Consider the following 20,398-nt stretch of genomic DNA (forward strand, 5'->3'; position numbering starts at 1 on the left):
CGCCCGGAACGCACTCTTCAGGAGCCGCCCATGACCACCGCAGCGACCCGCCCCGCCGACCGCCGGGTCAGTCCCGTCTTCGTCGGAATCCTGGCCGTGGCGGCGGTGACCGGCTGGGCGACCTGGACCGGGTTCGCCGCGCAGCCGGGGCTCGCGGTGTTCCTGTTCGTGACGGCTGCCTGGGTGGTCTCGCTCTGCCTGCACGAGTACGCGCACGCGCGCACCGCGCTGCACGGCGGGGACCTCTCCATCGGCGCCAAGGGCTATCTGACGCTGAACCCGCTGAAGTACACGCACGCGCTGCTGAGCATCGTGCTGCCGGTGCTGTTCGTGATCGCGGGCGGGATCGGTCTGCCCGGCGGCGCGGTGTTCATCGAGCGCGGCAGGATCCGGGGGCGCTGGCGGCACAGCCTGATCTCGGCGGCGGGTCCGCTGACGAACGTGGCGTTCGCGCTGGTGTGCGCGGCGCCGTTCTGGCTGGGCGCGGCGGGCAGTGTGCCGCGCGACTTCCGGTACGCGCTGGCGTTCCTGGTCCTGCTCCCGGTGAGCGCGGCGATCCTGAACTTCCTGCCCGTTCCGGGTCTGGACGGCTACGGCGTGATCGAGCCCTGGCTGCCGTACGGGGTCAAGCGGCAACTGGAGACGTTCGCCCAGTTCGGCATGCTGCTGGTCTTCGCGCTGCTGTGGGTGCCGTCGGTCAACGCGGCGTTCTTCGACCTGGTCTACGGGGTGCTGCGCGTCCTGGGTGTGAGCGACGGGTTCTCCGACTGCGGCTACTGGCTCTACCGCTTCTGGAGCGGCACGCCGACGTGCGCCGTCAGCCCGTGACGGACTTGGTGGCGGCGCCCCGGCTCCGCTTGAAGTAGAACCAGCTCATGTTGGAGGTCAGCCCCGCGAGCAGCACCCAGACGATCCCCAGCCAGCTCCCCTGGACGAACGAGACGACGGCCGCGGCCAGGGAGAGGACGCAGACGGCGAGGGTGACGAGGGCGATGCGGGGCATGGGACCGGCTCCTGTCGGGGGACACTGCTACGCGCACCAGTGTCCCCCATGGACCGCCCCCGCCCGGCGCCGGTGTCACACGTCGGTGACGCGCAGCCCGGCGTGCGCCTTGTAGCGGCGGTTGGTGGAGATCAGGTTCGCGACGAGCCCCTCCACCTGGTGGGCGTTGCGCAGCCGCCCGGCGAAGACACCGCGCATCCCGGGGATGCGCCCGGCGAGCGCCTGCACGATGTCGGTGTCGGCGCGCTTGTCGCCGAGGACCATGACATCGGTGTTGATCTCGTCGATCTCCGGGTCCTCCAGGAGGACGGCGGACAGGTGGTGGAAGGCGGCGGTGACCCGGGAGTCCGGGAGCAGCGCCTCGGCCTGCTGGGCGGCGCTGCCCTCCTCGGGCGTGAGCGCGTAGGCGCCCTGCTTGTCGAAGCCGAGCGGGTTGACGCAGTCCACGACGAGCTTGCCCGCGAGGTCCTCGCGGAGCGACTTCAGGGTGTCGGCGTGACCGTCCCACGGCACGGCGACGATCACGACGTCGCTGCGGCGCGCGGTCTCGGCGTTGTCGGCGCCCTCGACGCCGTGGCCCAGTTCCTCGGCGGCGGTGTGGGCGCGCTCGGCGGAGCGGGAGCCGACGATCACCTTCTGCCCCGCCTTGGCGAGGCGGTACGCGAGCCCCTTGCCCTGCGGGCCGGTGCCGCCGATGACGCCGACGACCAGGCCGGAGACGTCGGGCAGGTCCCAGGGGTCCTTGGCCGGAGCCTTCGCGGGGGTGGAGGCGGCGGTCTGTGCGCTGTCGCTGGTGGTCATGGCCCGACTCTACGTCCGCGCGCCCTCGCGCACCCGCGCGGGTGAGTCCTCGGTTCGGGCGAACCTGAAGTGAACTGCGGGACGAACGGGACCGGTTGAGGCAGGATGCGGGCGCATGGACGCCGTACGGGTCGCGCTGCTGCGCGAAGTGCTCGCCGGGACGGAGTGGTTGGGCGCCACCCGCCGGTTCGCGGGGGTGCTGCGCGGCTCGGTGACGGCGCACGGCGGCGGGCTGCTGCTCGCCGGGACGCCGGAGTACGAGCCCTGGCATCTGGCGGCTCATCTGGTGGACGAGGCTGCCTGGTCGGGCACCCCGGAGCTGGCTCCCACCCTGGTACGCCACCACGCCCGCCCCTCCGACCCCGCGCATCTGGCGGTCGGCCCGGGCAGGATCGCGGAGGCGCGCCGGGGCGAGACCCTGCTGGTGGTGGCGCCGGACGAACCGGCGGCGCTGCTGGAGCGGGTCCACACCGCCCGGCGCGCCGGGGTGACCGTGCTGGCGCTCGGCGCGGGGGACGGCGAGCTGGCCGCGATGGCGCACGACGTGCTGGCGGTCCCCGAGGGCGCCGAGCTGGACCTGGACAGCGTGCAGCACCTGGTGAGCGCGGCGGCGGGCGAGAACGCGGGACCGCCGAGGGCGCGGCGGGGTTTCAGGGACCGGCTGTCGCGGCTCGCGGAGATTTTGACGGCGCCGCCCGCGGCGCCCTGGTAGGACGCCGGGTCCGGCAGCTCGCCGTACCCGGGAGAGCGCCCGGAAACGCCGCCGCCCCGGCGCAGGCGCTCACGCGCGCTGCCACCGGGGCGGTCGGGCAGGGATACGGGCGCGCCGTCAGGCCGTGTCGCCGTCCTCGCCGGAGGGGGCGTCCTGCCAGCGGGGGTCCTTCTCCCACTCCTCGTTGCGCTCGTGGGCGGTCTCCATGGCGTGCCGGGCCGCTTCCGGCGTGGCGTACGGGCCGAAGCGGTCCTTGCCGGGGCAGTCGGGGCCCTCCTCGACCTTCTTGTGCTCCAGGCAGTAGTACCACTCGCCCGGCTTGCCCTGGGTGCGCTTCTTGAACACGGACATCAACGGCTCCTCTCGCCACACACATGTTCCCCCATGCCCGCTGGTTAGACTCGCTGGCATGTCTGGCCAGTCGCTGCTCGTACCAGGGGAGCTGTCTCCCACCCGTTCGGTGCCCGGAAACATCCGGCGTCCCGAGTACGTCGGAAAGCCCGCGCCCACGCCGTACACCGGTCCGGAGGTGCAGACGCCCGAGACGATCGAGGCGATGCGCCGCGCCGGCCGGATCGCCGCCCGGGCGATGGAGGAGGCGGCGAAGATCATCGCCCCCGGCGTCACCACGGACGAGCTGGACAAGGTCGCGCACGACTACATGTGCGACCACGGCGCCTATCCGTCGACTCTGGGCTACCGGGGCTTCCCCAAGTCCCTGTGCACCTCGGTCAACGAGGTCATCTGCCACGGCATCCCGGACTCGACGGTCCTCAGGGACGGCGACATCGTCAACCTGGACGTGACCGCGTACATCGGCGGGGTGCACGGCGACAACAACGCCACCTACCTCGTCGGCGAGGTGGACGACGAGTCCCGCCTGCTGGTCGAGCGCACCCGTGAGGCGCTGAACCGCGCCATCAAGGCGGTGAAGCCCGGCCGCCAGATCAACATCATCGGCCGGGTCATCGAGTCCTACGCCAAGCGCTTCGGCTACGGCGTGGTGCGGGACTTCACCGGGCACGGCATCAACTCGTCGTTCCACTCCGGGCTGATCGTCCCGCACTACGACTCCCCGCACGCCACCACCGTGATCCAGCCGGGCATGACCTTCACCATCGAGCCGATGCTGACGCTCGGCACCCACGAGTACGACATGTGGGACGACGGCTGGACCGTGGTGACCAAGGACCGCAGGCGCACGGCCCAGTTCGAGCACACGCTGGTGGTGACGGACAGCGGGGCGGACATCCTCACGCTGCCGTAAGAACCGCAGAGGGGCGGCTCAGCGCTCCAGTACGACCCTGCCGCCGACCTCCACCCAGCCGTGCGGCTGGGGTGCGGTGAGGAGCTGGGAGCCCGCGCCCTGGGTGATGTTGAGCGCCCGGCCGAGCCGGTCGGTGAGGAGGAGGGCGGCCGCGCCGGTCGCCTCGTCCTCGTCGATGCCGTCGTTCCGCCCGGGGAAGGCGCGGGCGCGCACCCGTCCCGCCGCCTCGTCCTCCCACGCCCAGGCGTAGATCCATTCGCCCGGCGGCGGCACCTGAAGGGCGTCGACCTCGGCGGCGCTCGCGTACTGGCGCAGGGTGCGCGGCGGAGCCCACTCCGCGCGCGCCTCGATCCAGGTGAACTCGCCGTCGAGCCGGGTGCCCACCTCCCCGGCGGGCGTGACCAGTTCGGGCACGTCGAGCAGCCAGGCGGTGCCGACGCAGGGGTGGCCGGCGAAGGGCAGCCGGGAGGTGGGGGTGTAGATGTCGATCACTCCGCGCTCGGGGTCGTCCACGAACACGGTCTCGCTGAAGCCGAGTTTGGCGGCGAGCTCCTGCCGGTCGTCACGCTCGGGCACCAGCGAGCCGTTGCGGACGACACCGAGTTCGTTGCCGTAGCCGCCGGTGGGTCCGCAGAAGACGCGGAGAACGTCGTAGTCAGTCACCCGCGCATTGAAGCACCGCGACCGCTTGGGGTGCTCTTTGCCCGCCCTTGGCGCCGTCTTTGGGGTGCCGACATCAAGTCGTGTCTGTGATCTTTTCGTGCGGTTCGAATGCCGTACCGGGCGGTTACGGCCGGACTAAGGCTCGGGTAAGTTAGGCAAGCCTCACCAAACCGAATGGGCGGGTTTGTGCCGCCCTGACCGCATGGAGCCCGTATGCGAGCCGTCCGTCCGATCGCGATCGCCGCCACCGCGGCCGCCGCGCTGACCGCCCTGTCGGCCTGCACGGCCAAGAGCGACGCCAAGGACGGCGACGCCATCCAGGTCACCGCCGCCGACTCCACGTGCGAGACCTCCACGAAGTCCGTCCCGGCGGGTCAGGTCACCCTGAAGATCGAGAACAAGGGCTCGCGGGCCACCGAGGTCGAGATCCTCTTCCCGGACGACCGGATCGTCTCCGAGAAGGAGAACATCGGCCCGGGCACCAAGTACACGCTCACCGCCGAGGTGAAGGCGGGCGCCTACGAGATCGCGTGCCGCCCGGGCATGCGGGGCCACGGCGTCCGGCAGAAGCTGGCGGTGACCGGCTCCGGTGCGACCGCCAAGCGCAACCCGGCGCTGGACAAGGCCGTCGCGGGCTACCGCCAGTACGCCCAGGACCAGGCGGACCAGACGATCCCCCGCGTCGAGACCTTCGCCAAGGCGATCCAGGCAGGTGACCTCGCCGCCGCGAAGAAGGCTTACGCGCCCTCCCGCCTGGGCTGGGAGCGCACCGAGCCGGTCGCGGAGTCCTTCGGTGACATCGACCCGAAGGTGGACACCCGCGCCGACGGGCTGGAGGACGGCCAGAAGTGGACCGGCTGGCACAAGCTGGAGAAGTCCCTCTGGCAGGACAAGAAGATCACCGCGGCGGACAAGAAGCTCGCCACCGAGCTGGTCACCGACCTCACCGACTGGCAGAAGCGCGTCGGCAAGGCCGAGATCACCCCGACCTCGATGGCCAACGGCGCCAAGGAACTCCTCGACGAGGTCGCCACCGGCAAGATCACCGGTGAGGAGGACCGCTACTCCCACACCGACCTGGTGGACTTCAAGGCGAACGTGGAGGGCGCGCAGCAGGCGTACGAGCTGCTGAAGCCGGGCGCCGCGAAGAACGACCCGGCGCTCACCGCCGAACTGGACAAGCAGTTCGGCGCGTTGGACAAGCTGCTGGACAAGTACCGCGCGGACAAGGCGTCCTACGACTTCGTCTCCTACGACAAGGTCACCAAGGCGCAGCGTAAGGAGCTGTCCGACGCGGTCAACGCACTCGCGGAGCCGCTGTCGAAGCTCGCCGCCGCGGTCGTCAAGTAGCAGCGAAGGTACGGGAGTCGGTGATGACCGAGAGCGAGCGGAGCGGCCCCTCGCGGCGCGCGCTGATCGGCTGGAGCGGTGCCGGGCTGGCGCTCGGCGCCGCCGCCGCAGGCGGCACGATGGCGCTGACCGGGGCGGACGACCATCTGGGTCTGGCGTCCGCCGACACCGGCGGCGCGGTCGCCTTCCACGGCGCGCACCAGGCGGGCATCGCCACTGCGGTGCAGGACCGGCTGCACTTCGCCGCGTTCGACGTGAAGACCGAGGACCGCGCCGAGTTCGTCCGGCTGCTGAAGGACTGGACCGCGGCGGCGCGCCGGATGACGGCGGGCAGGGCGGTCGGCGAGGGCGCCTACGGCGGGCTCGCCGAGGCGCCGCCGGACGACACCGGTGAGGCGCTGGGGCTGAAGCCCTCGCGGCTCACCCTGACGATCGGCTTCGGTCCCTCGCTCTTCGAGCGGTTCGGTCTCACCGACCGGCGCCCGGCCGCGCTCGCGGACCTGCCGAAGTTCCCGGGCGACAACCTGGAGAAGTCCCGCACCGGGGGCGACCTCTGTGTGCAGGCGTGCGCGGACGATCCGCAGGTCGCCGTGCACGCGATCCGCAACCTGGCCCGCATCGGCTTCGGCAAGGTCGCGGTGCGCTGGTCGCAGCTCGGCTTCGGCAAGACCTCCTCGACCACCCCGGACGTCCAGACGCCCCGCAACCTCATGGGGTTCAAGGACGGCACCCGCAACATCGCGGGCACCGAGACCGCCCGGCTGAAGAAGCACGTGTGGGTGGACGCCTCGGACGGGGACGCCAAGTCCGCCTGGATGACCGGGGGTTCGTATCTGGTCGCGCGGCGCATCCGGATGAACATCGAGACCTGGGACCGCACTTCGCTCCAGGAGCAGGAGGACGTGTTCGGCCGGGACAAGCGCGAGGGCGCCCCGGTCGGCAAGGCGAAGGAGCACGACGCGCCGTTCCTGAAGGCGATGAAGCCGGACGCCCATGTGCGCCTGGCCCACCCGGACTCCAACCACGGGGTCACCATCCTGCGCCGGGGCTACTCCTTCACCGACGGCACCGACGGGCTCGGTCGCCTGGACGCGGGGCTGTTCTTCCTGGCCTACCAGCGTGACGTGCGCGAGGGGTTCATCCCGCTCCAGCGCCGGCTGTCGGCGCAGGACGCGCTCAACGAGTACATCCAGCACGTGGGTTCGGCGGTCTTCGCGATCCCGCCCGGCGTCCGGGACTCCGCCGACTGGTGGGGCCGGACGCTGTTCTCCGAGGAGGCGTAGTCCGTGTTCTCCAACTATCTGATCGGTCTGCGCGAAGGACTTGAGGCGTCGCTCGTCGTCTGCATCCTGATCGCCTATCTGGTCAAGACCGGTCGCCGGGACGCGCTGAAGCCGATCTGGCTCGGCATCGGTGTGGCGATCCTGCTCGCGATGGGTTTCGGCTGCGCCCTCGAATTCGGCTCCCAGGAGCTGACGTTCAAGGCGCAGGAGGGGCTCGGCGGCTCGCTGTCCATCATCGCGGTCGGGCTCGTGACGTGGATGGTGTTCTGGATGCGGCGCACCGCCCGGCACCTGAAGAGCGAGCTGCACGGGCGGCTGGACGCGGCTCTCGCCATGGGCACCGGGGCGCTGGTCGCCACCGCGTTCCTCGCCGTGGGTCGCGAGGGTCTGGAGACCGCGCTGTTCGTGTGGGCGTCGGTGCACGCGGCGAGCGACGGCACTCCGCGCCCGCTGATCGGCGTCGCGCTCGGTCTCGCGACGGCGGTGCTGCTCGGCTGGCTGTTCTACCGGGGCGCGCTGCGCATCAACCTCGCGAAGTTCTTCACCTGGACCGGCGGGATGCTGGTGGTGGTCGCGGCGGGCGTGCTGGCGTACGGCTTCCACGACCTCCAGGAGGCGGGCATCGTCCCGGGCCTCACCCACCTCGCCTTCGACATCAGCGGCGTCATCCCGCCGGACAGTTGGTACGGCACCCTGCTCAAGGGCGTGCTCAACTTCCAGCCGGACCCGACGGTCGTGCAGCTCACGGTCTGGCTGCTCTACCTGGTCCCGGTGCTGACCCTGTTCCTGCTCGACCCGCGCGTCACGGCGAAGCCGCGCGGGCGCGAGCGGGCGGAGAGCACCTCCCGGTAGGGTTCGCCTCCGGGAAGGGGTGAGCGCTACTCATGGGCAGGAATCGGGTTCGGCGCCGGGGACGGAAAGCCGTCATAGCGGGCGCGCTGACCGCGGCGGTGTCGCTGACGGCGAGCGGCTGCGTGGTGGTGCACGGCGAACGCGCGATGATCCCCGCGGCCACCCGTACCGACGCCGCGCAGGCGCTCGCCCGGTTCACCGAGGCGTACAACAAGGCGGACCGCGCCTACGACAGCTCCCTGGACGAGGACCATGTCACCGGCGCCCTCGCCGACATCGACTCGGCCAGGCTGCGCGCGGGGCACGCCAACCATCCGGACGGCAACCCCGCGCACACCCCGCTGAAGCTGACGGACGCGAAGTTCACGATCCCGAAGAAGCCGGGCTGGCCGCGCTGGTTCGTCGCGGACGCCCTCGGCAACAAGGGCGGCTCGGCGCGCTGGCTGCTGGTGTTCACCCGTCAGTCGATGGGCGCGCCCTGGCAGGTGGCGTATCTGACCGTGCTCGCGCCGGGCGCCGTACCGAAGTTCAGGACGGACGCGGACGGTTTCGCGGAGGCGGTGCCCGCCGACGCCACCGGGCTCGCCCTGCCGCCGGGCGAGCTGAGCGACAAGTACGCCGCGTATCTGAAGAGCGGCGGGACGAGCTTCGCGAACGGTCCGAGCACCAGCGGGCTGCGCACCCTGCGGCAGCAGCAGGCGCGCAAGCCGGGGCTGGTGCGGCAGTACATCGACGAGACGCTGGACCGGGGCGCCTACGCGCCGCTCGCGCTGCGCACCGAGGACGGCGGCGCGCTGGTCTTCTTCGCCTCGCGGTACTACGAGAAGCAGACCGCCGCCGCGGGCACCTCGGTGCCGGTGCCCAACCAGGACGTGCGCGCGCTGACCAAGGGCGAGGTCAAGCAGTCCCTGACGATGGAGTTCGTCTCCAACGAGACCGCGCTGGTCCCGGCCGGGAGCGGGCGGGTGTCGGTGCTGGGGCGGGTGCAGGGGCTGACGTCGGCGCGGGGCGCGTAGCCGTCGTGTGCGACCAGGGCTCAGTGCCGTAGCGGCCAGGCGCCGGTGGAGTGGTCGGACTCCTCCGTGCCCGCGTGCCGGGCGCAGGCGTCGGTCAGCGCCTCCAGGAGGGTCAGCGGCTCGGGGAGCGGGTGCTCGGGACCGCGTACCCAGCGGACCTGGCGGTCGCCGTCGCCGCCGGGGAGGCGGGCGGGGGGCATCAGGACGTAGGAGCCCCGGCAGTGCCAGCGCATTCCGGGGTGTTCGTCCATGGTCTCGGGGTGGCAGTCCAGTTCGCAGGGCCACCACTCGTCCTCGTCCTCGGGGGTGCCCCGGGTGAGGGTGAAGAACAGCATCCTGCCGTCGTCGCTCTCGGCGACGGGACCGACCTCGACGCCGGTGGAGAGCAGCCGGTCGAGGGCTTCGCGTCCGGCGGCGAGGGGGACGTCGAGGACGTCGTGGACCATGCCGGTGGCGGTGACGAAGTTGGCGTCGGGCTGGTCGCGGACCCAGCGCTCGATCTGGGCGCGGTCGGTGGTCGACTGGGTCTGCCAGGCGAAGGAGACCGGGTGGCGTCCTGGGGTCGGACAGCCGACGCGGTCGCAGGAACAGCCGTAGCCCGGGGCGGGGTGCGCGGCGGGGGCGAGGGGCAGTCCGGCAGCGGCGGCGGCGAGCAGCAGCGCCTCACGGCTGTCGTCGGCGGACGTCTCCTTGGGTCGGCGTCCGCGCAGCCACTGGGAGATCTTGCCCTGCCGACCGGACCGGCCGCCGAACGTCGCGCTCATCTATCCCCTCGCATCGCTGTGGTGCGGACAGCATGTCTCATCGTCCCATCTTCCTGCTCCCCGGGGGACCGGAGCGCGTATGCGAAGGAATCCGGCGAGACATACCTCACAATCGAGGTGGTTTAGCCGCTTTCACCCACTGATTGCGAGGTTTGCCGGGCGGGTCGCAGGGACGGGGCAGGCGCGCGCGTCAGGTGGGGTCGTACGGGGGCCAGGCGTCGCCCCACTCGGCGTCGCGGGCTGCCTTGTACAGCTCGCCGTGCCGCTTGGTGACCGTCGTACGGCCGAGGCGGTCGTCCGCCTCGCACAGGTCGAGCAGCACCTGACCCTTGCGGATCTGGGGGCGCCGGACGACGCGGTTGAGGGCGGGTTCGGCGGGGAGTCTGGTGGCGGCGACGTAGCTGAACTTCTCGTCCTCGTACGCCAGGGAGCCGCCCTTGACCTGCCGGTGCAGCGAGGAGCGGCTGACCCGGGCGGAGAAGTGGCACCAGTCGGTGCCGGGCACGATCGGGCAGGGGGCGCTGTGCGGACAGGGCGCGGCGATACGGAACCCGGCGGCGATCAGCCGGTCGCGCGCCTCGATGATCCGCTCGTACCCGGCCGGGGTGCCCGCCTCCACGATCACCACGGACCGCGCGGCGCCCGCGGCGGCGTCGACGAGAGCCGCGCGGTCGGTCTCCAACAGCTCGTTGAGCACGTACGACACGGTGATCAGGTCGGTGTCGGCGAGGTCGAGCGCGGCGCCGATCCGCGCCCGCTCCCAGCGCGCCCCGGCCAGACCGGGGTGGGCGGCGGCGATCTCCCGCCCGAGCGCGAGCGCGGGCTCGGCCCAGTCCAGCACGGTGACCGGTCGGGTGCCGTCCCAGGTGGCGGCGACCGCCCAGGTCGCGGCGCCCGTCCCGCCGCCGATGTCCACATGGCTCCCGGGCACCCACTCCGGCACCGCGTCCGCGAACGCGCCCAGCGCCGAACGCACGGCCTCGAAGGTCGCGGGCATCCGGTACGCCGCGTAGGCGGCCACGTCGGCGCGGTCCCGCAGGATCGGCGCGTTCGTCGGGGTGTCCCCCCGGTAGTTGGCGATCAACCGCTCGACGGCCGCGGTCGCCTGCCGCGGCGGCAGCCCGTCGAGCACCCCGGCGAGGGTGGCGCGGAGGGTGTCGGCTGGGGAGGAGGGGGCGTTCACCTGTCGATTGTCGCAGGTGGTGGCAGGGCGGTGGGCTGCCTCGGGTCAGGCGTCGCGGACCGCGCGGGAGAGGTGGGTGGCGAGGCTCGCGCGGGGGGCGTTGGCGGGTGGGCGGCGGACGGGGTGGACCGTGTTGGCCAGCAGGACGAGGTAGGTGTCGGTGGCGGGGTCCAGGACCAGGGAGGTACCGGTGAAGCCGGTGTGCCCCGCGGCGCCCCGGCCGGAGAGTTCGCCCATGGACCAGGGCTGGTCCACGGCGAAGCCCAGCCCTGGGGCGGTGAGCAGGAGTTCCACGAAGTCGGGACCGAGGACGCGGGCGGTGCCGTAGCCGCCGCCCGCGAGGAGGGTGCGGCAGAAGACGGCGAGGTCGGGGGCGGTGGAGAAGAGCCCCGCGTGACCCGCGACACCGCCGAGCGCCCAGGCGTTCTCGTCGTGCACGACGCCCCGCAGCATCCCCCGGTCCGCCTTCGCCCACGGGCGCCGCTGGTCCTCGGTGGCGGCGGCGCCGGGGCACGGTCCGAAGCGGGTCGCGGTCATGCCGAGCGGGCGGGTGATGCCGTCCGCGATCAGGGTGTCCAGACGGCGCCCGGTGATCCGCTCCAGGACGAACTGGAGCAGGATCATGTTGAGGTCGGAGTAGAGATGCCGACCGGGCTCCGCGCTCGGCGCCTCGGCGCGCAGCAGGTCCATCCGCACGGCGGCGTTCGGGCAGTCGTACAGCGGGAGTTCGGGGCGCAGCCCGGAGGTGTGGGTGAGCAACTGCCGTACGGTCACGCCGTGTTCGGCGACGCCGGTGAACTCCGGGAGATACGCGCCGATCCGGGCGTCGATCCCGAGCGTGCCGCGCTCGATCTGCTGCACGGCGGCGACGGAGGTGAACAGCTTGGTGAGCGAGGCGAGGTCGAAGGGCGTGTCCACGGTCGCCGGAACCCGTGCGGCGGGCGGGAGTTCGACACCGGCGTCGGCGTCGGGGTCGTACGAGGCGTAGCGCACCGCCCAGCCCGTCGCCTCGGCCACCGCGATCACCGGACCGCGCCCGGCCACCGCGACGGCACCGGCGGCCCAGGGGTGCGGTCCCTCGGTGAAGGTGCGCAACTCGGCTTCGAGGAGCGCGAGTTCGGCGGGGTCGAGCCCGGCTCGCTCGGGGGTGCCGGTGCGCAGTCTCGGGGTGCTCAGCTCTCCGCTCCCTTCGGGCGCGCGGTCGGGTCGGCGGCTGTGACCTCGGGGAGGCTGGGGTCGGTGAGCATCGGCTCGGTGAGCTGTGCCTCCGTGAGCTTCGGCTCGGTGAGTGTCGGCTCCGTGAGCTTCGCCTCGGCCGTCCGCCGCGGTCGGACCAGTCCCATGAAGCACGCGGCGGCGACCAGCGCCCCCGCCAACTGCACGACCGCCATCGGCACCGCCGTCCGCTCCCCCGCGATCCCGACCAGCGGAGACGCCACCGCGCCGATGAGGAACGAGGACGTGCCGAGCAGCGCCGAGCCGGAGCCCGCCGCGTGCCGGGTGCGCAGCAGGGCGAGGGACTGGGCGTTGGGCAGGGTGAAGCCCATCGCGGACATCAGCGTGAAGAGCGCGGCGGCGACGGGCGCGAGACCCACCCGTCCGAAGACCCCGGTGGACATCAGCAGCAGCGCGGTCGCGGCGAGCACGATCACCGCGAGTCCGCAGGCGAAGACCCGGTCCAGGCGGACCCTGCCGACCAGCAGCTTGCCGTTGATCTGCCCGGCTGCCACCAGCCCCACCGAGTTGAGCCCGAAGAGCAGGCTGAAGGTCTGCGGGGAGGCGCCGTAGACCTCCTGGACGACGAAGGGCGAGGCGGAGACGTACGCGAACAGCGCGGCGAAGGCGAAGCCGCCCGCGAGCATGTACCCGGTGAAGGGCAGGTCGGCGAGGAGCCCGCGCATCGTCCGCAGGGACTCCCCCACCCCGCCCCGGTGCCGGTCGGCGGGCGCCAGCGTCTCGGGCAGCCGCCACCACACCAGCGCGGTGAGGACGACCCCGATGCCGGTCAGCACGACGAACACGCCCCGCCAGTCCGTGAACCGCAGGATCTGCCCGCCGATCAGCGGGGCGACGATCGGCGCGGTACCCGATATCAGCATCAGGGTGGAGAAGAAGCGGGCCATCGCGACGCCGTCGTAGAGATCCCGTACGACCGCCCGCGCGATGACGATCCCGGCGGCGCCCGCGAGTCCCTGCGCCAGCCGGAAGGCGACCAGTGTCCCCACGTCGGGCGCGAACGCGCACAGCGCGGTGGCGACGAGGTACACCGCGAGCCCGGTCAGCAGCGGACGGCGCCGCCCCCACCGGTCGCTCATCGGCCCGACGACCAGTTGCCCGAGCGCCATCCCCGCCAGGCACGCGGTCAGCGTGAGCTGCACACTCGCGGCGGGCGCGTGCAGCGCGCGGGTGACCTCCGGCAGCGACGGGAGGTACATGTCCATCGCCAGCGGCGTGGTCGCGGTCAGCGCGCCGAGCAGGAAGGTGACCAGCATCCGGCTCCCTCGCCCTCCCCCGACCAGCGCGGTCCTGTCGGAGGCGTGCCGCAGCTCCGGCGCCGCCATGTGCTCGGTCATACGTCCCCTCCTCGGACTCCCGGGCGACCCCGGAGACCCTCCATGTTCTCAGGAACCGGGGGGTCGGGGTCGTGGCTCAGGAGACGGAGGTCGGGGGTCCTGGGGGCGGAACCCCCGGCAGGGGCTCAGCGGCGGTGGCGGCCGCCGACGTCCGTGCCCGTCGTGCCCGTCGTTTCCGCCGTCTCCGGCGACTCCCTCGGCGCGGGCGCGGAAGCCGGGGCGGACGCGGGCGTACCCGTCCCGTCCACCGGCGGAGCCGTACGACCGCGGCGGCGGCGAAGGGCGGCCCACGTGCCGCCGCCGACCAGCAGCGCGGTGAGCGCCGCGCCCTCGGTGATGCGTACGCCGGAGGGACCCCTGGCGCCCGCGGCGGAGGCGTGGGCGGCTGCCGGAGCTTTGCCGCCCGCGGGCGCGGGGCGGGAGGTCGCGGGGACGCCGGGTTCGACGAGCGTGCCGATCGCGCGGGCCGAACCGCCGTGCGTGAAGCCCCAGTCGAGGAGCGCGGCGGTCTGCTCGTAGACGGCGTTGCTGCCCTCGGCGGGGTGCATGACGGTGACGAGCAGGGTGCGTCCGCGCCGGGTGGCGGCGCCGGTGAAGGTGTTGCCCGCGTGACTGGTGTAGCCGTTCTTGACGCCTATCAGACCGTCGTACGGGGTCAGCCCCCACGCGCCGGTGAGCAGGCGGTCGGTGTTCTGGATCTGGAAGGTCTTCTTGCCGCCCGCCGGGAAGTCGGCGGTGCGCGTGCCGCAGTACCCGCGGAAGTCGGCGTCCTTCAGACCCTGGCGGGCGAAGAGCGTGAGGTCGTAAGCCGAGGAGATCTGCCCCTTGTGGTCGAAGCCGTCGGGGCTGACGACATGGGTGTCGAGGGCGTGCAGATACTCCGCGCGCTCCTGCATCTCGGCGACGGTCTTCGCGACGCCGCCGTTCATGTGGGCGAGCACGTGCACCGCGTCGTTGCCGGAGCGCAGGAAGACGCCCTGCCAGAGCTGCTCGACGGTGTAGGTGATGCCGGGCTTGATGCCGACAAGGCTGGAACCGGCCGGGATGTCGGCGAGGTCGGCGTCGGTGACCTTGTAGCGCTGGGCGCGGTCGAACTTCTTCAGCACCGTGTCCGCGAACAGCATCTTCAGGGTGGAGGCGGGGGCGAGGTGCCGGTGCGCGTTGTACGAGGCGATGATCTCCCCGCTGTCGGCGTCGGCGACGAGCCACGCGCGGGCGGTGAGCTTCTTGGGCACTCCGGTGGCGCCGCGCACCTGGACGCCCTTGCGGGCGAGCTGCTCGCCGCCGACCACACCGGTGGTCTCGGCGGCGTAGGCGGGGGCTGCGCCCGGGGAGACGCTCAGGGAAACGGGGAGGGCGGCCGCAGTGAGCCCGAGGACGGCACGTCGGCTGAGCCGGGAACATTCACGCACCCCGGGACCGTACACCGCCTCGAACAGCCGTTTCCCTCCGGGAGGTGGGTTCCGGCCCAGGAATTTGCTCTCTTATGAAGATCGGCCCGGCGCACCGCCGTCACACCGGCACCACGTTCTCCACCCGGCGCCCCCGCGTCTCTCTCCACCCTCCATCCGCCCTCCCTCCACCCGAACGCCCGCCCCGGCGCGCCCGGCGCACGGGGGGCTGCGACGGTGGAAACGGTGGTAGCCACGCGGAACCCGTAGGAGAGTCTCATGGGCTGTTACGACCGACGCGACATTGGCCTGTTGCTGCTCCGTCTCGGCACGGGCGGGGTGCTGGCGGCGCACGGCGCGCAGAAGCTGTTCGGCTGGTTCGGCGGGCACGGTCTGGAGGGCACGGGCCAGTTCATGGAGTCCGTGGGCTTCGCGCCGGGGCGGCGCAGCGCGACGATGGCGGGCCTCGCGGAGGCGGGCGGCGGCGTCCTGCTCGCGCTCGGTCTCGCGACCCCGGCGGCGGGCGCGGCGGCGGCGGGCGCGATGGCCGGGGCGGCGGCGGTCCACGTCCCCAACGGCTTCTTCGCCCAGGGCGGCGGCTACGAGTACGCCGCCAGCCTCGGTCTCTCCGCCACCGGTCTCGCCGTCACCGGCCCCGGCCGCCTCTCCCTCGACCACGCGCTCGACCACGTCCTCGACCGCGGCTGGATGGTCCCGGCCGCCCTCGGCGTCACGGCCGCCGCCACCGCCGCGGTGATCGGCGCCCGCAACAAGCGGCTTCGCGAGAGCGTGACGGTGGAGCAGGAGATGCTCTTCGAGGAGTGACCGCCACCCGGTCGCTCCGGATACGGTCCCCGGAGACCGTACGAAGGAGACGCACCCGTGGCCGAGCACCTCACCGTCCTGACCACCACCGACGCCCCCGACAAGGCCCACACCCTGGCCACCGGCGCGATCGAGCACCGCCTCGCCGCCTGCGCCCAGATCGACGGCCCGGTCACCAGCGTCTACCGCTGGGACGGCGAGATCCGCTCCGAGCACGAATGGCGCATCCACTTCAAAACGACCACCGACCGCTACGACGCCCTGGAGTCCTACCTCCGGGCCACCCACGACTACGACACCCCGGAGATCATCGCGACCCCCGTCGTACGGGGCAGCGAGGCGTATCTGGCGTGGGTGAGCGAGGAGTCGGGGGAGGGGTGAGCGGGGTCTAGACGGGCAGCTCCCACGAAGGCCCGTCGGGAGCACCGATCCACACCCGCTGCGTGCCGTCCGGTTCCACGGTCATGCCGAAGCCGGACTGCGGGGGTGAGCCTGCGCTCTGCCAGAGGGCGAGGGCGGCTTCCACCTGGTCCCAGAGGTTGAGCGGGCCGTGCTGGTGCACCGTCCAGCCGTTTCCGGCCGGTTCCGTCCACGCCTGGGATCCCGTGGCGACGTCGACGAGGATCACACCGGTGCCGGTGGTCATGAATTCGGCGGACGGCGCGCCGAGTTGAGCGACAAAATGCCCGGTCCAGTCCTCCAGGAACGCGGGGTCCACGCCGGCGGACCCGGTGCGGCCCGGGTACAGGTGGACGTCGGGGCGTGGCGGGCGTTCGTGGGGGCGGGCGAGCATGTAGCCGATCTCGTCGCTGCGGAAGCGGCCGGTGGCGCTGCCGTCGTCGCGGACGGTGAGGCGGACGAGTCCGGAGGCAAGCATCCATCCGCTGAGGGTCGTGGTGATGGTGCCGCCGGAGCGGACTTGGCGCAGCCAGGACAGAGGAATGTGGCGGACGGCGCAGGTGGCCACGATGTGGTCGTACTCGGCGCCGTCCTTGTGCCCGGCGAGTCCGTCACCGGTGATCAGCGTGGGGCGATACCCGGCGGCGTGAAGGTGCTCGGCCGCCGCGGCGGCCAGACCGGGGTCGTACTCGACGGAGTACACGTTCTTCTCGCCGAGGCGACTGCACAGGACGGCGGTGGAGTATCCGGTGCCTGTGCCGATCTCCAGCACCTTCTGTCCCTCGCCGATCCCGGCGACGTCGAGCATCCGCACGACCAGGGAGGGCAGGGTACTGGACGAGGTGGGACGGCCGGTGACGGGCCCGGTGGCGTCGATGACGGTGGTGCCGTCGACCTGGGTGACCCACGTGGTGTCCTGATAGACGAGTTCCAGCCACTCTCCGGGAGGAGTGCGGTCGCGGTGCGCGGGGGTCCAGTGGTGGCCGTCGAACCGGAACAGCCCATTGCCGAGGAAGAGTTCGCGGGGCACCGCTTCGAGGGCCGCGCGCCAGGCCGGGTCCTCCACGGGAACGGCGGCGGCGAGTCGGCGGCGCAGGGCTGCGGAGTCGGTCATGCGGGGGCTCCATGCTGGAGGCGGTCTGCGATGGCGTGCGTGAGCGGAGTGGTGATGCGGTCGGGGAACCAGGCCCACTGACCGTTGGGATTGCACTCGTACCAGTGCCAGCGGCCGTCACGGTCAAGCCCGAAGTCGAAGGCTCCGAAGGAGAGCCCGAAGGCGTCGAGGTAGGCGCGTACGCCCTTGGCGACGGCTGGTGGGACCGGCACGGTGGTGTAGGTGAGCCGGTCGTAGTGGCGGCGCCAGTCCACACCGGGTGAGCCGTCGATGCGGACGGCGGTGAGGTAGTCACCGACGGCGGTGAGGCGGACGTCGGCGGACTTGTCGACGCGTCGCTGGAACAGGTGCGCCGTGTGGCGCAGGCGGTTGCCGATCTGGTCCGGGGTGACGTCCTCGATCCACACGGTCAGCGCGCGTCCGGCGCCATCGGTGTACTCGGTTTCCCTGAGCGGCTTGTAGACGACCGGCCCGTGCTCGGCGGCGAAGGCGCGGGCGCGAGCGGGGTCGTTGGTGATGAGCGTGGCGGGAACAGTGAAGCCGCAGTGGGCGGCCGCGGCCAGTTGCGCGGGCTTGTACTCGGCGTCCCGGTTGCGCCACGGATGGTTCAGGTAATGGGCGCCGGGGAGGGCGGCAAGGATGCCACCGAGCCCGTAGCGGGCTTCTTCGACGGCCCATCGGCCGGTCTGCCCGTCCAGGGCGAGGTCGGCAGTGGAGGGGGTGGGCCGCCGCCAGTACACCGAGCGGACGTTCCCCAGGTCGAGGCTCCGGGACGCGGTGGCCAGAGTGCCGCCGGGACCACTGCCGTCGAACGTGCCGGACAGGGACACCTCTCGGGGAAAATCGCCAGGATCCAGACGGACCACCGGCACCCGGCGCCGGTTCAGCTCGACAATCACCTCGTCCGCGGTCGCGTCGTCCAGACGCGTGACGACGAGGACGGGCGGCCCACCCGCGGTCATCAGTCGGAGTCCCCGTTCTGGTCGCTGCCCTGGTCCGGGGTGCCGTCCAGGCTGGTCTTCGTGCTCGTCTCCTGGGACGTCCCCGATCGCTTGTGCTTGGCCTCCGCCGTCAGTTGTACGCCGTCGGGACCGACCCACGTGGGGACCTGCGTGTGCGAGTCGAGGACGGCTCGCGCGGCGGGGAGGACGGCCGCAGGAGGGTACGGCCGCATACGCCCGAGTCCCCAGGGCTTTACCTGTTCCGGTGACGTCACGGGCTGCTTCATGGGTTCCTCGTCTCTCAGGGGATCCGACAGCGACAGCCGCCGTCCGGGGATTGCGGTCGGCGGAAGGCCAGTCAACTCGCCGCTACGGGGATGAGGAGACTCCAGAAGGCGACTCCAACACGGAGTCACGTCAGCGGTGTTGGCCCTAACATCGGTTCCCTTCGCTACTCGGGGGAGTCGTAGATGGACCGTCTGTCATCCGGCCCGCGCGAGGTCGTCGCCGGGCTGCTCGGAGACGAGCGCCTGCTCCGGGCGTGCGCCGAGCGGGACATGGGCGCGGTGTTCCGGATGCTCAACGCGCGCGGTGTGAGTACGCGACGCATCGCCGCCGCCGTCGACATCACGCAAGGGCGGCTGTACGACTACATGAACGGCAAGAGCCGGGTGGAGAAACTGACCCTGTTCGAGCAGATCGCCGACGCCTTCCGCATCCCCGGCCATCTGCTGGGGCTGGCTCGGCGCCCGTGGGAGCCCGGGCCCGAGACCGTCGGGCACCGGCGGGCGGACCAGGCCCCGCCGGACGGCGACGATCTGGTGGCGATGGACCACTTCCGCAGCGCCGACCGGCAGACGGGCGGCGGCAGGCTGTACGGAGCTGTCGTCCGGCACCTGTCGGACCGGGTGGCACCGAGGCTGGTCGACATCGGCTGCGGTCCTCATGTGTTCGCCGCGGCCGCCGCGCTGACCGAGATGGCGGGCTGGATGGCGCACGACTCCGGTCACGACGACCGCGCGGCCCGGCACTTCGCCCGCGCGCTCCTCCTGGCCCGCACCTCCGGTGACCTCGCGCTGGCCGCACACATCGCCGCGAGCAACAGCCACCTCGCCCTCGAGACCGGGGACGCCGCCGAGGCGGTCGGCTGGGCGCGGACCGGGTTGGACCTGGCCGCGCGGGGACCTCGGATTCCCGCGCTGACCGCACGGCTGCACACGATGCGGGCGCGGGCACTGGCGGTCGCGTCTCAACACGCTCCGGCCGTCCACGCGCTCGAGACCGCGCACCGGGACCTGGAAGCACCGCCTGCCGCGGATCACCCGTGGCTGAGCCCGTTCGACACCGCCGCCCTGGCCGGTGAATCGGCTCTTGTCCTGCGTGACCTGGAGCAATACGACGAGGCACTGACCCACGCCGAGCAAGCCGTCGCGCTGCGCGAGGCGGGACGGGCGCGGTCGCTGGCGCTCAGCCGGATCGGCCTGGCGACCGTCCACCTGCACCGCGGTAATCTGGACGCCGCGGTGGGCGTCGGCCACGATCTGCTCGGTACGAGCCCGACCCTCGGTTCGGTCCGGGTGGCACGACAGCTCGACGGGTTGCGCGGGCTGCTGAAGCCGCACGGCGGGTACCGGCCGGTCCAGGAGTACCTGGCGCGGTTCGACGAAGCGCGCCGCGCCAGAATGCTCCTGCTGGCCGATCTGATCCCGCCGTCCCCGGGAGGCACCACCGCATGAAGCCCACAGCGCCCGATCCCACGGACACCGAAGCCTGGAACGCGTACCTCGCGGAGGGCAACGCCAAGCAGGCCCGCAAGCGCGTGGCGGCCGACGTGCTGCTGCGGGACCCGGCCGGACGGGTGCTCCTGGTGAACCCCACCTACAAACCGGGCTGGGACCTGCCCGGTGGGATGGCGGAGGCCAACGAGGCGCCGGAGGACACGGTGCGCCGTGAGCTGATGGAGGAACTCGGCGTACGTGTCACCCCGCGCGGACTGCTGGTGGTGGACTGGGTGGGACCGCACGGTCCCTGGGACGATCAGCTCGCGTTCGTCTTCGACTGCGGCACTCTGGACCAGGAACGGGCCGACCGGCTGCGACCACGGGACGACGAGCTGTCCGAGGTCGCGTTCGTCACGGCAGCCGAAGCCGTGGATCGCCTGCGGGACCGTATCCGGCTTCGGTTCGAGCACGCCCTGACGGCACTGGCCACTGGTCGGCCGCTCTATCTCCGCGACGGCGCACCCGTCATGTGAGGCGGGG

Annotated in this window: 23 protein-coding genes; 11 read left to right on the forward strand and 12 right to left on the reverse strand. The window is 72.2% G+C overall.

From position 1 onward, the window contains the following. The first annotated feature begins 30 nt into the window (after positions 1 to 30). Positions 31 to 828, forward strand: a complete 798-nt coding sequence (locus IF655_RS08930) for a site-2 protease family protein (protein ID WP_199583568.1) — start codon at positions 31 to 33, stop codon at positions 826 to 828. Here the strand turns inward: IF655_RS08930 and IF655_RS08935 are convergent. Continuing rightward, positions 818 to 1,003, reverse strand: coding sequence for a hypothetical protein (locus tag IF655_RS08935; RefSeq protein WP_199583569.1), 186 nt, complete (start codon positions 1,001 to 1,003; stop codon positions 818 to 820). The genes IF655_RS08930 and IF655_RS08935 overlap by 11 nt on opposite strands. A 75-nt stretch (positions 1,004 to 1,078) precedes the next feature. After that, positions 1,079 to 1,804, reverse strand: a complete 726-nt coding sequence (gene npdG / locus IF655_RS08940; RefSeq protein ID WP_199583570.1) for an NADPH-dependent F420 reductase — start codon at positions 1,802 to 1,804, stop codon at positions 1,079 to 1,081. Positions 1,805 to 1,919: 115 nt separating this feature from the next. Here npdG and IF655_RS08945 point away from each other — a divergent pair, with 115 nt between their 5' ends. Next, on the forward strand, positions 1,920 to 2,516 hold the full coding sequence (locus tag IF655_RS08945; protein WP_199583571.1) for a hypothetical protein: 597 nt from the start codon (positions 1,920 to 1,922) through the stop codon (positions 2,514 to 2,516). Positions 2,517 to 2,633: 117 nt separating this feature from the next. On the opposite strand, the gene IF655_RS08950 is transcribed toward IF655_RS08945, so the two are convergent. Continuing rightward, entirely contained in the window at positions 2,634 to 2,867 is a 234-nt protein-coding gene (locus IF655_RS08950; RefSeq protein WP_199583572.1) for a hypothetical protein, read from the reverse strand. 58 nt (positions 2,868 to 2,925) lie between these two features. Here IF655_RS08950 and map point away from each other — a divergent pair, with 58 nt between their 5' ends. After that, complete coding sequence (gene map, locus IF655_RS08955) at positions 2,926 to 3,783, forward strand: type I methionyl aminopeptidase (RefSeq protein WP_199583573.1); 858 nt, start codon at positions 2,926 to 2,928, stop codon at positions 3,781 to 3,783. Between the two features lie 18 nt (positions 3,784 to 3,801). On the opposite strand, the gene IF655_RS08960 is transcribed toward map, so the two are convergent. Beyond that, positions 3,802 to 4,446 carry a PhzF family phenazine biosynthesis protein gene (locus IF655_RS08960; protein ID WP_199583574.1) on the reverse strand — a complete coding sequence of 215 codons (645 nt, stop codon included), beginning with the start codon at positions 4,444 to 4,446 and terminating at the stop codon, positions 3,802 to 3,804. 213 nt (positions 4,447 to 4,659) lie between these two features. Between IF655_RS08960 and efeO the strand changes: the two genes are divergently transcribed. From efeO to IF655_RS08980, 4 genes are read left to right on the forward strand one after another with little or no spacing between them, the layout of a single operon-like run. After that, a complete protein-coding gene (gene efeO / locus IF655_RS08965) occupies positions 4,660 to 5,796 on the forward strand; it encodes an iron uptake system protein EfeO (protein WP_199583575.1) in 1,137 nt (378 codons plus the stop codon). 23 nt (positions 5,797 to 5,819) lie between these two features. Further along, entirely contained in the window at positions 5,820 to 7,079 is a 1,260-nt protein-coding gene (efeB, locus tag IF655_RS08970; protein ID WP_199583576.1) for an iron uptake transporter deferrochelatase/peroxidase subunit, read from the forward strand. 3 nt (positions 7,080 to 7,082) lie between these two features. Next, on the forward strand, positions 7,083 to 7,931 hold the full coding sequence (efeU, locus tag IF655_RS08975; protein WP_199583577.1) for an iron uptake transporter permease EfeU: 849 nt from the start codon (positions 7,083 to 7,085) through the stop codon (positions 7,929 to 7,931). Positions 7,932 to 7,963: 32 nt separating this feature from the next. After that, a complete protein-coding gene (locus tag IF655_RS08980) occupies positions 7,964 to 8,947 on the forward strand; it encodes a hypothetical protein (protein ID WP_199583578.1) in 984 nt (327 codons plus the stop codon). 20 nt (positions 8,948 to 8,967) lie between these two features. Here the strand turns inward: IF655_RS08980 and IF655_RS08985 are convergent, their stop codons facing one another. The 5 genes from IF655_RS08985 to IF655_RS09005 all read right to left on the reverse strand — a co-directional run bounded on the left by IF655_RS08985 (position 8,968) and on the right by IF655_RS09005 (position 14,879). Beyond that, positions 8,968 to 9,711 (reverse strand): bifunctional DNA primase/polymerase, encoded by a 744-nt coding sequence (locus IF655_RS08985; protein WP_199583579.1) that lies wholly within the window; start codon positions 9,709 to 9,711, stop codon positions 8,968 to 8,970. 190 nt (positions 9,712 to 9,901) lie between these two features. Next, positions 9,902 to 10,894: a small ribosomal subunit Rsm22 family protein gene (locus IF655_RS08990; protein ID WP_199583580.1), complete on the reverse strand. Its 993-nt coding sequence runs from the start codon at positions 10,892 to 10,894 to the stop codon at positions 9,902 to 9,904. Positions 10,895 to 10,939: 45 nt separating this feature from the next. Then, a complete protein-coding gene (locus tag IF655_RS08995; protein ID WP_199583790.1) occupies positions 10,940 to 12,070 on the reverse strand; it encodes a serine hydrolase in 1,131 nt (376 codons plus the stop codon). Then, complete coding sequence (locus tag IF655_RS09000) at positions 12,067 to 13,467, reverse strand: multidrug effflux MFS transporter (protein WP_242488627.1); 1,401 nt, start codon at positions 13,465 to 13,467, stop codon at positions 12,067 to 12,069. The genes IF655_RS08995 and IF655_RS09000 overlap by 4 nt, the downstream gene beginning before the upstream one ends. A gap of 125 nt (positions 13,468 to 13,592) precedes the next feature. After that, a complete protein-coding gene (locus tag IF655_RS09005) occupies positions 13,593 to 14,879 on the reverse strand; it encodes a serine hydrolase (RefSeq protein ID WP_307814891.1) in 1,287 nt (428 codons plus the stop codon). 258 nt (positions 14,880 to 15,137) lie between these two features. On the opposite strand from IF655_RS09005, the gene IF655_RS09010 reads away from it, so the two are divergent. Continuing rightward, the gene (locus tag IF655_RS09010; protein ID WP_199583581.1) at positions 15,138 to 15,683 is read left to right on the forward strand and encodes a DoxX family protein; all 546 of its coding nucleotides are present in this window, start codon (positions 15,138 to 15,140) and stop codon (positions 15,681 to 15,683) included. 57 nt (positions 15,684 to 15,740) lie between these two features. Then, positions 15,741 to 16,064 carry a divalent-cation tolerance protein CutA gene (cutA, locus tag IF655_RS09015; protein ID WP_199583582.1) on the forward strand — a complete coding sequence of 108 codons (324 nt, stop codon included), beginning with the start codon at positions 15,741 to 15,743 and terminating at the stop codon, positions 16,062 to 16,064. A 7-nt stretch (positions 16,065 to 16,071) separates the two neighbouring features. On the opposite strand, the gene tgmC is transcribed toward cutA, so the two are convergent. Genes tgmC through tgmA form a run of 3 tightly spaced genes read right to left on the reverse strand, consistent with a single transcriptional unit; the run spans position 16,072 to position 18,424 of the window. Then, complete coding sequence (tgmC, locus tag IF655_RS09020) at positions 16,072 to 17,196, reverse strand: ATP-grasp peptide maturase system methyltransferase (RefSeq protein ID WP_199583583.1); 1,125 nt, start codon at positions 17,194 to 17,196, stop codon at positions 16,072 to 16,074. After that, positions 17,193 to 18,158: an ATP-grasp ribosomal peptide maturase gene (gene tgmB / locus IF655_RS09025; protein WP_199583584.1), complete on the reverse strand. Its 966-nt coding sequence runs from the start codon at positions 18,156 to 18,158 to the stop codon at positions 17,193 to 17,195. The genes tgmC and tgmB overlap by 4 nt, the downstream gene beginning before the upstream one ends. Continuing rightward, a complete protein-coding gene (gene tgmA, locus IF655_RS09030; protein WP_199583585.1) occupies positions 18,158 to 18,424 on the reverse strand; it encodes a putative ATP-grasp-modified RiPP in 267 nt (88 codons plus the stop codon). Before tgmA ends, tgmB begins: the two co-directional genes overlap by 1 nt. A 183-nt stretch (positions 18,425 to 18,607) precedes the next feature. On the opposite strand from tgmA, the gene IF655_RS09035 reads away from it, so the two are divergent. Both IF655_RS09035 and IF655_RS09040 read left to right on the forward strand, forming a co-directional pair. Continuing rightward, positions 18,608 to 19,873 (forward strand): tetratricopeptide repeat protein, encoded by a 1,266-nt coding sequence (locus tag IF655_RS09035; RefSeq protein WP_199583586.1) that lies wholly within the window; start codon positions 18,608 to 18,610, stop codon positions 19,871 to 19,873. Then, a complete protein-coding gene (locus tag IF655_RS09040; protein ID WP_199583587.1) occupies positions 19,870 to 20,391 on the forward strand; it encodes an NUDIX hydrolase in 522 nt (173 codons plus the stop codon). The genes IF655_RS09035 and IF655_RS09040 overlap by 4 nt, the downstream gene beginning before the upstream one ends. Positions 20,392 to 20,398: the final 7 nt, after the last annotated feature.

The sequence above is a fragment of the Streptomyces sp. DSM 110735 genome (assembly GCF_016482685.1).
Lineage (GTDB): Bacteria > Actinomycetota > Actinomycetes > Streptomycetales > Streptomycetaceae > Streptomyces.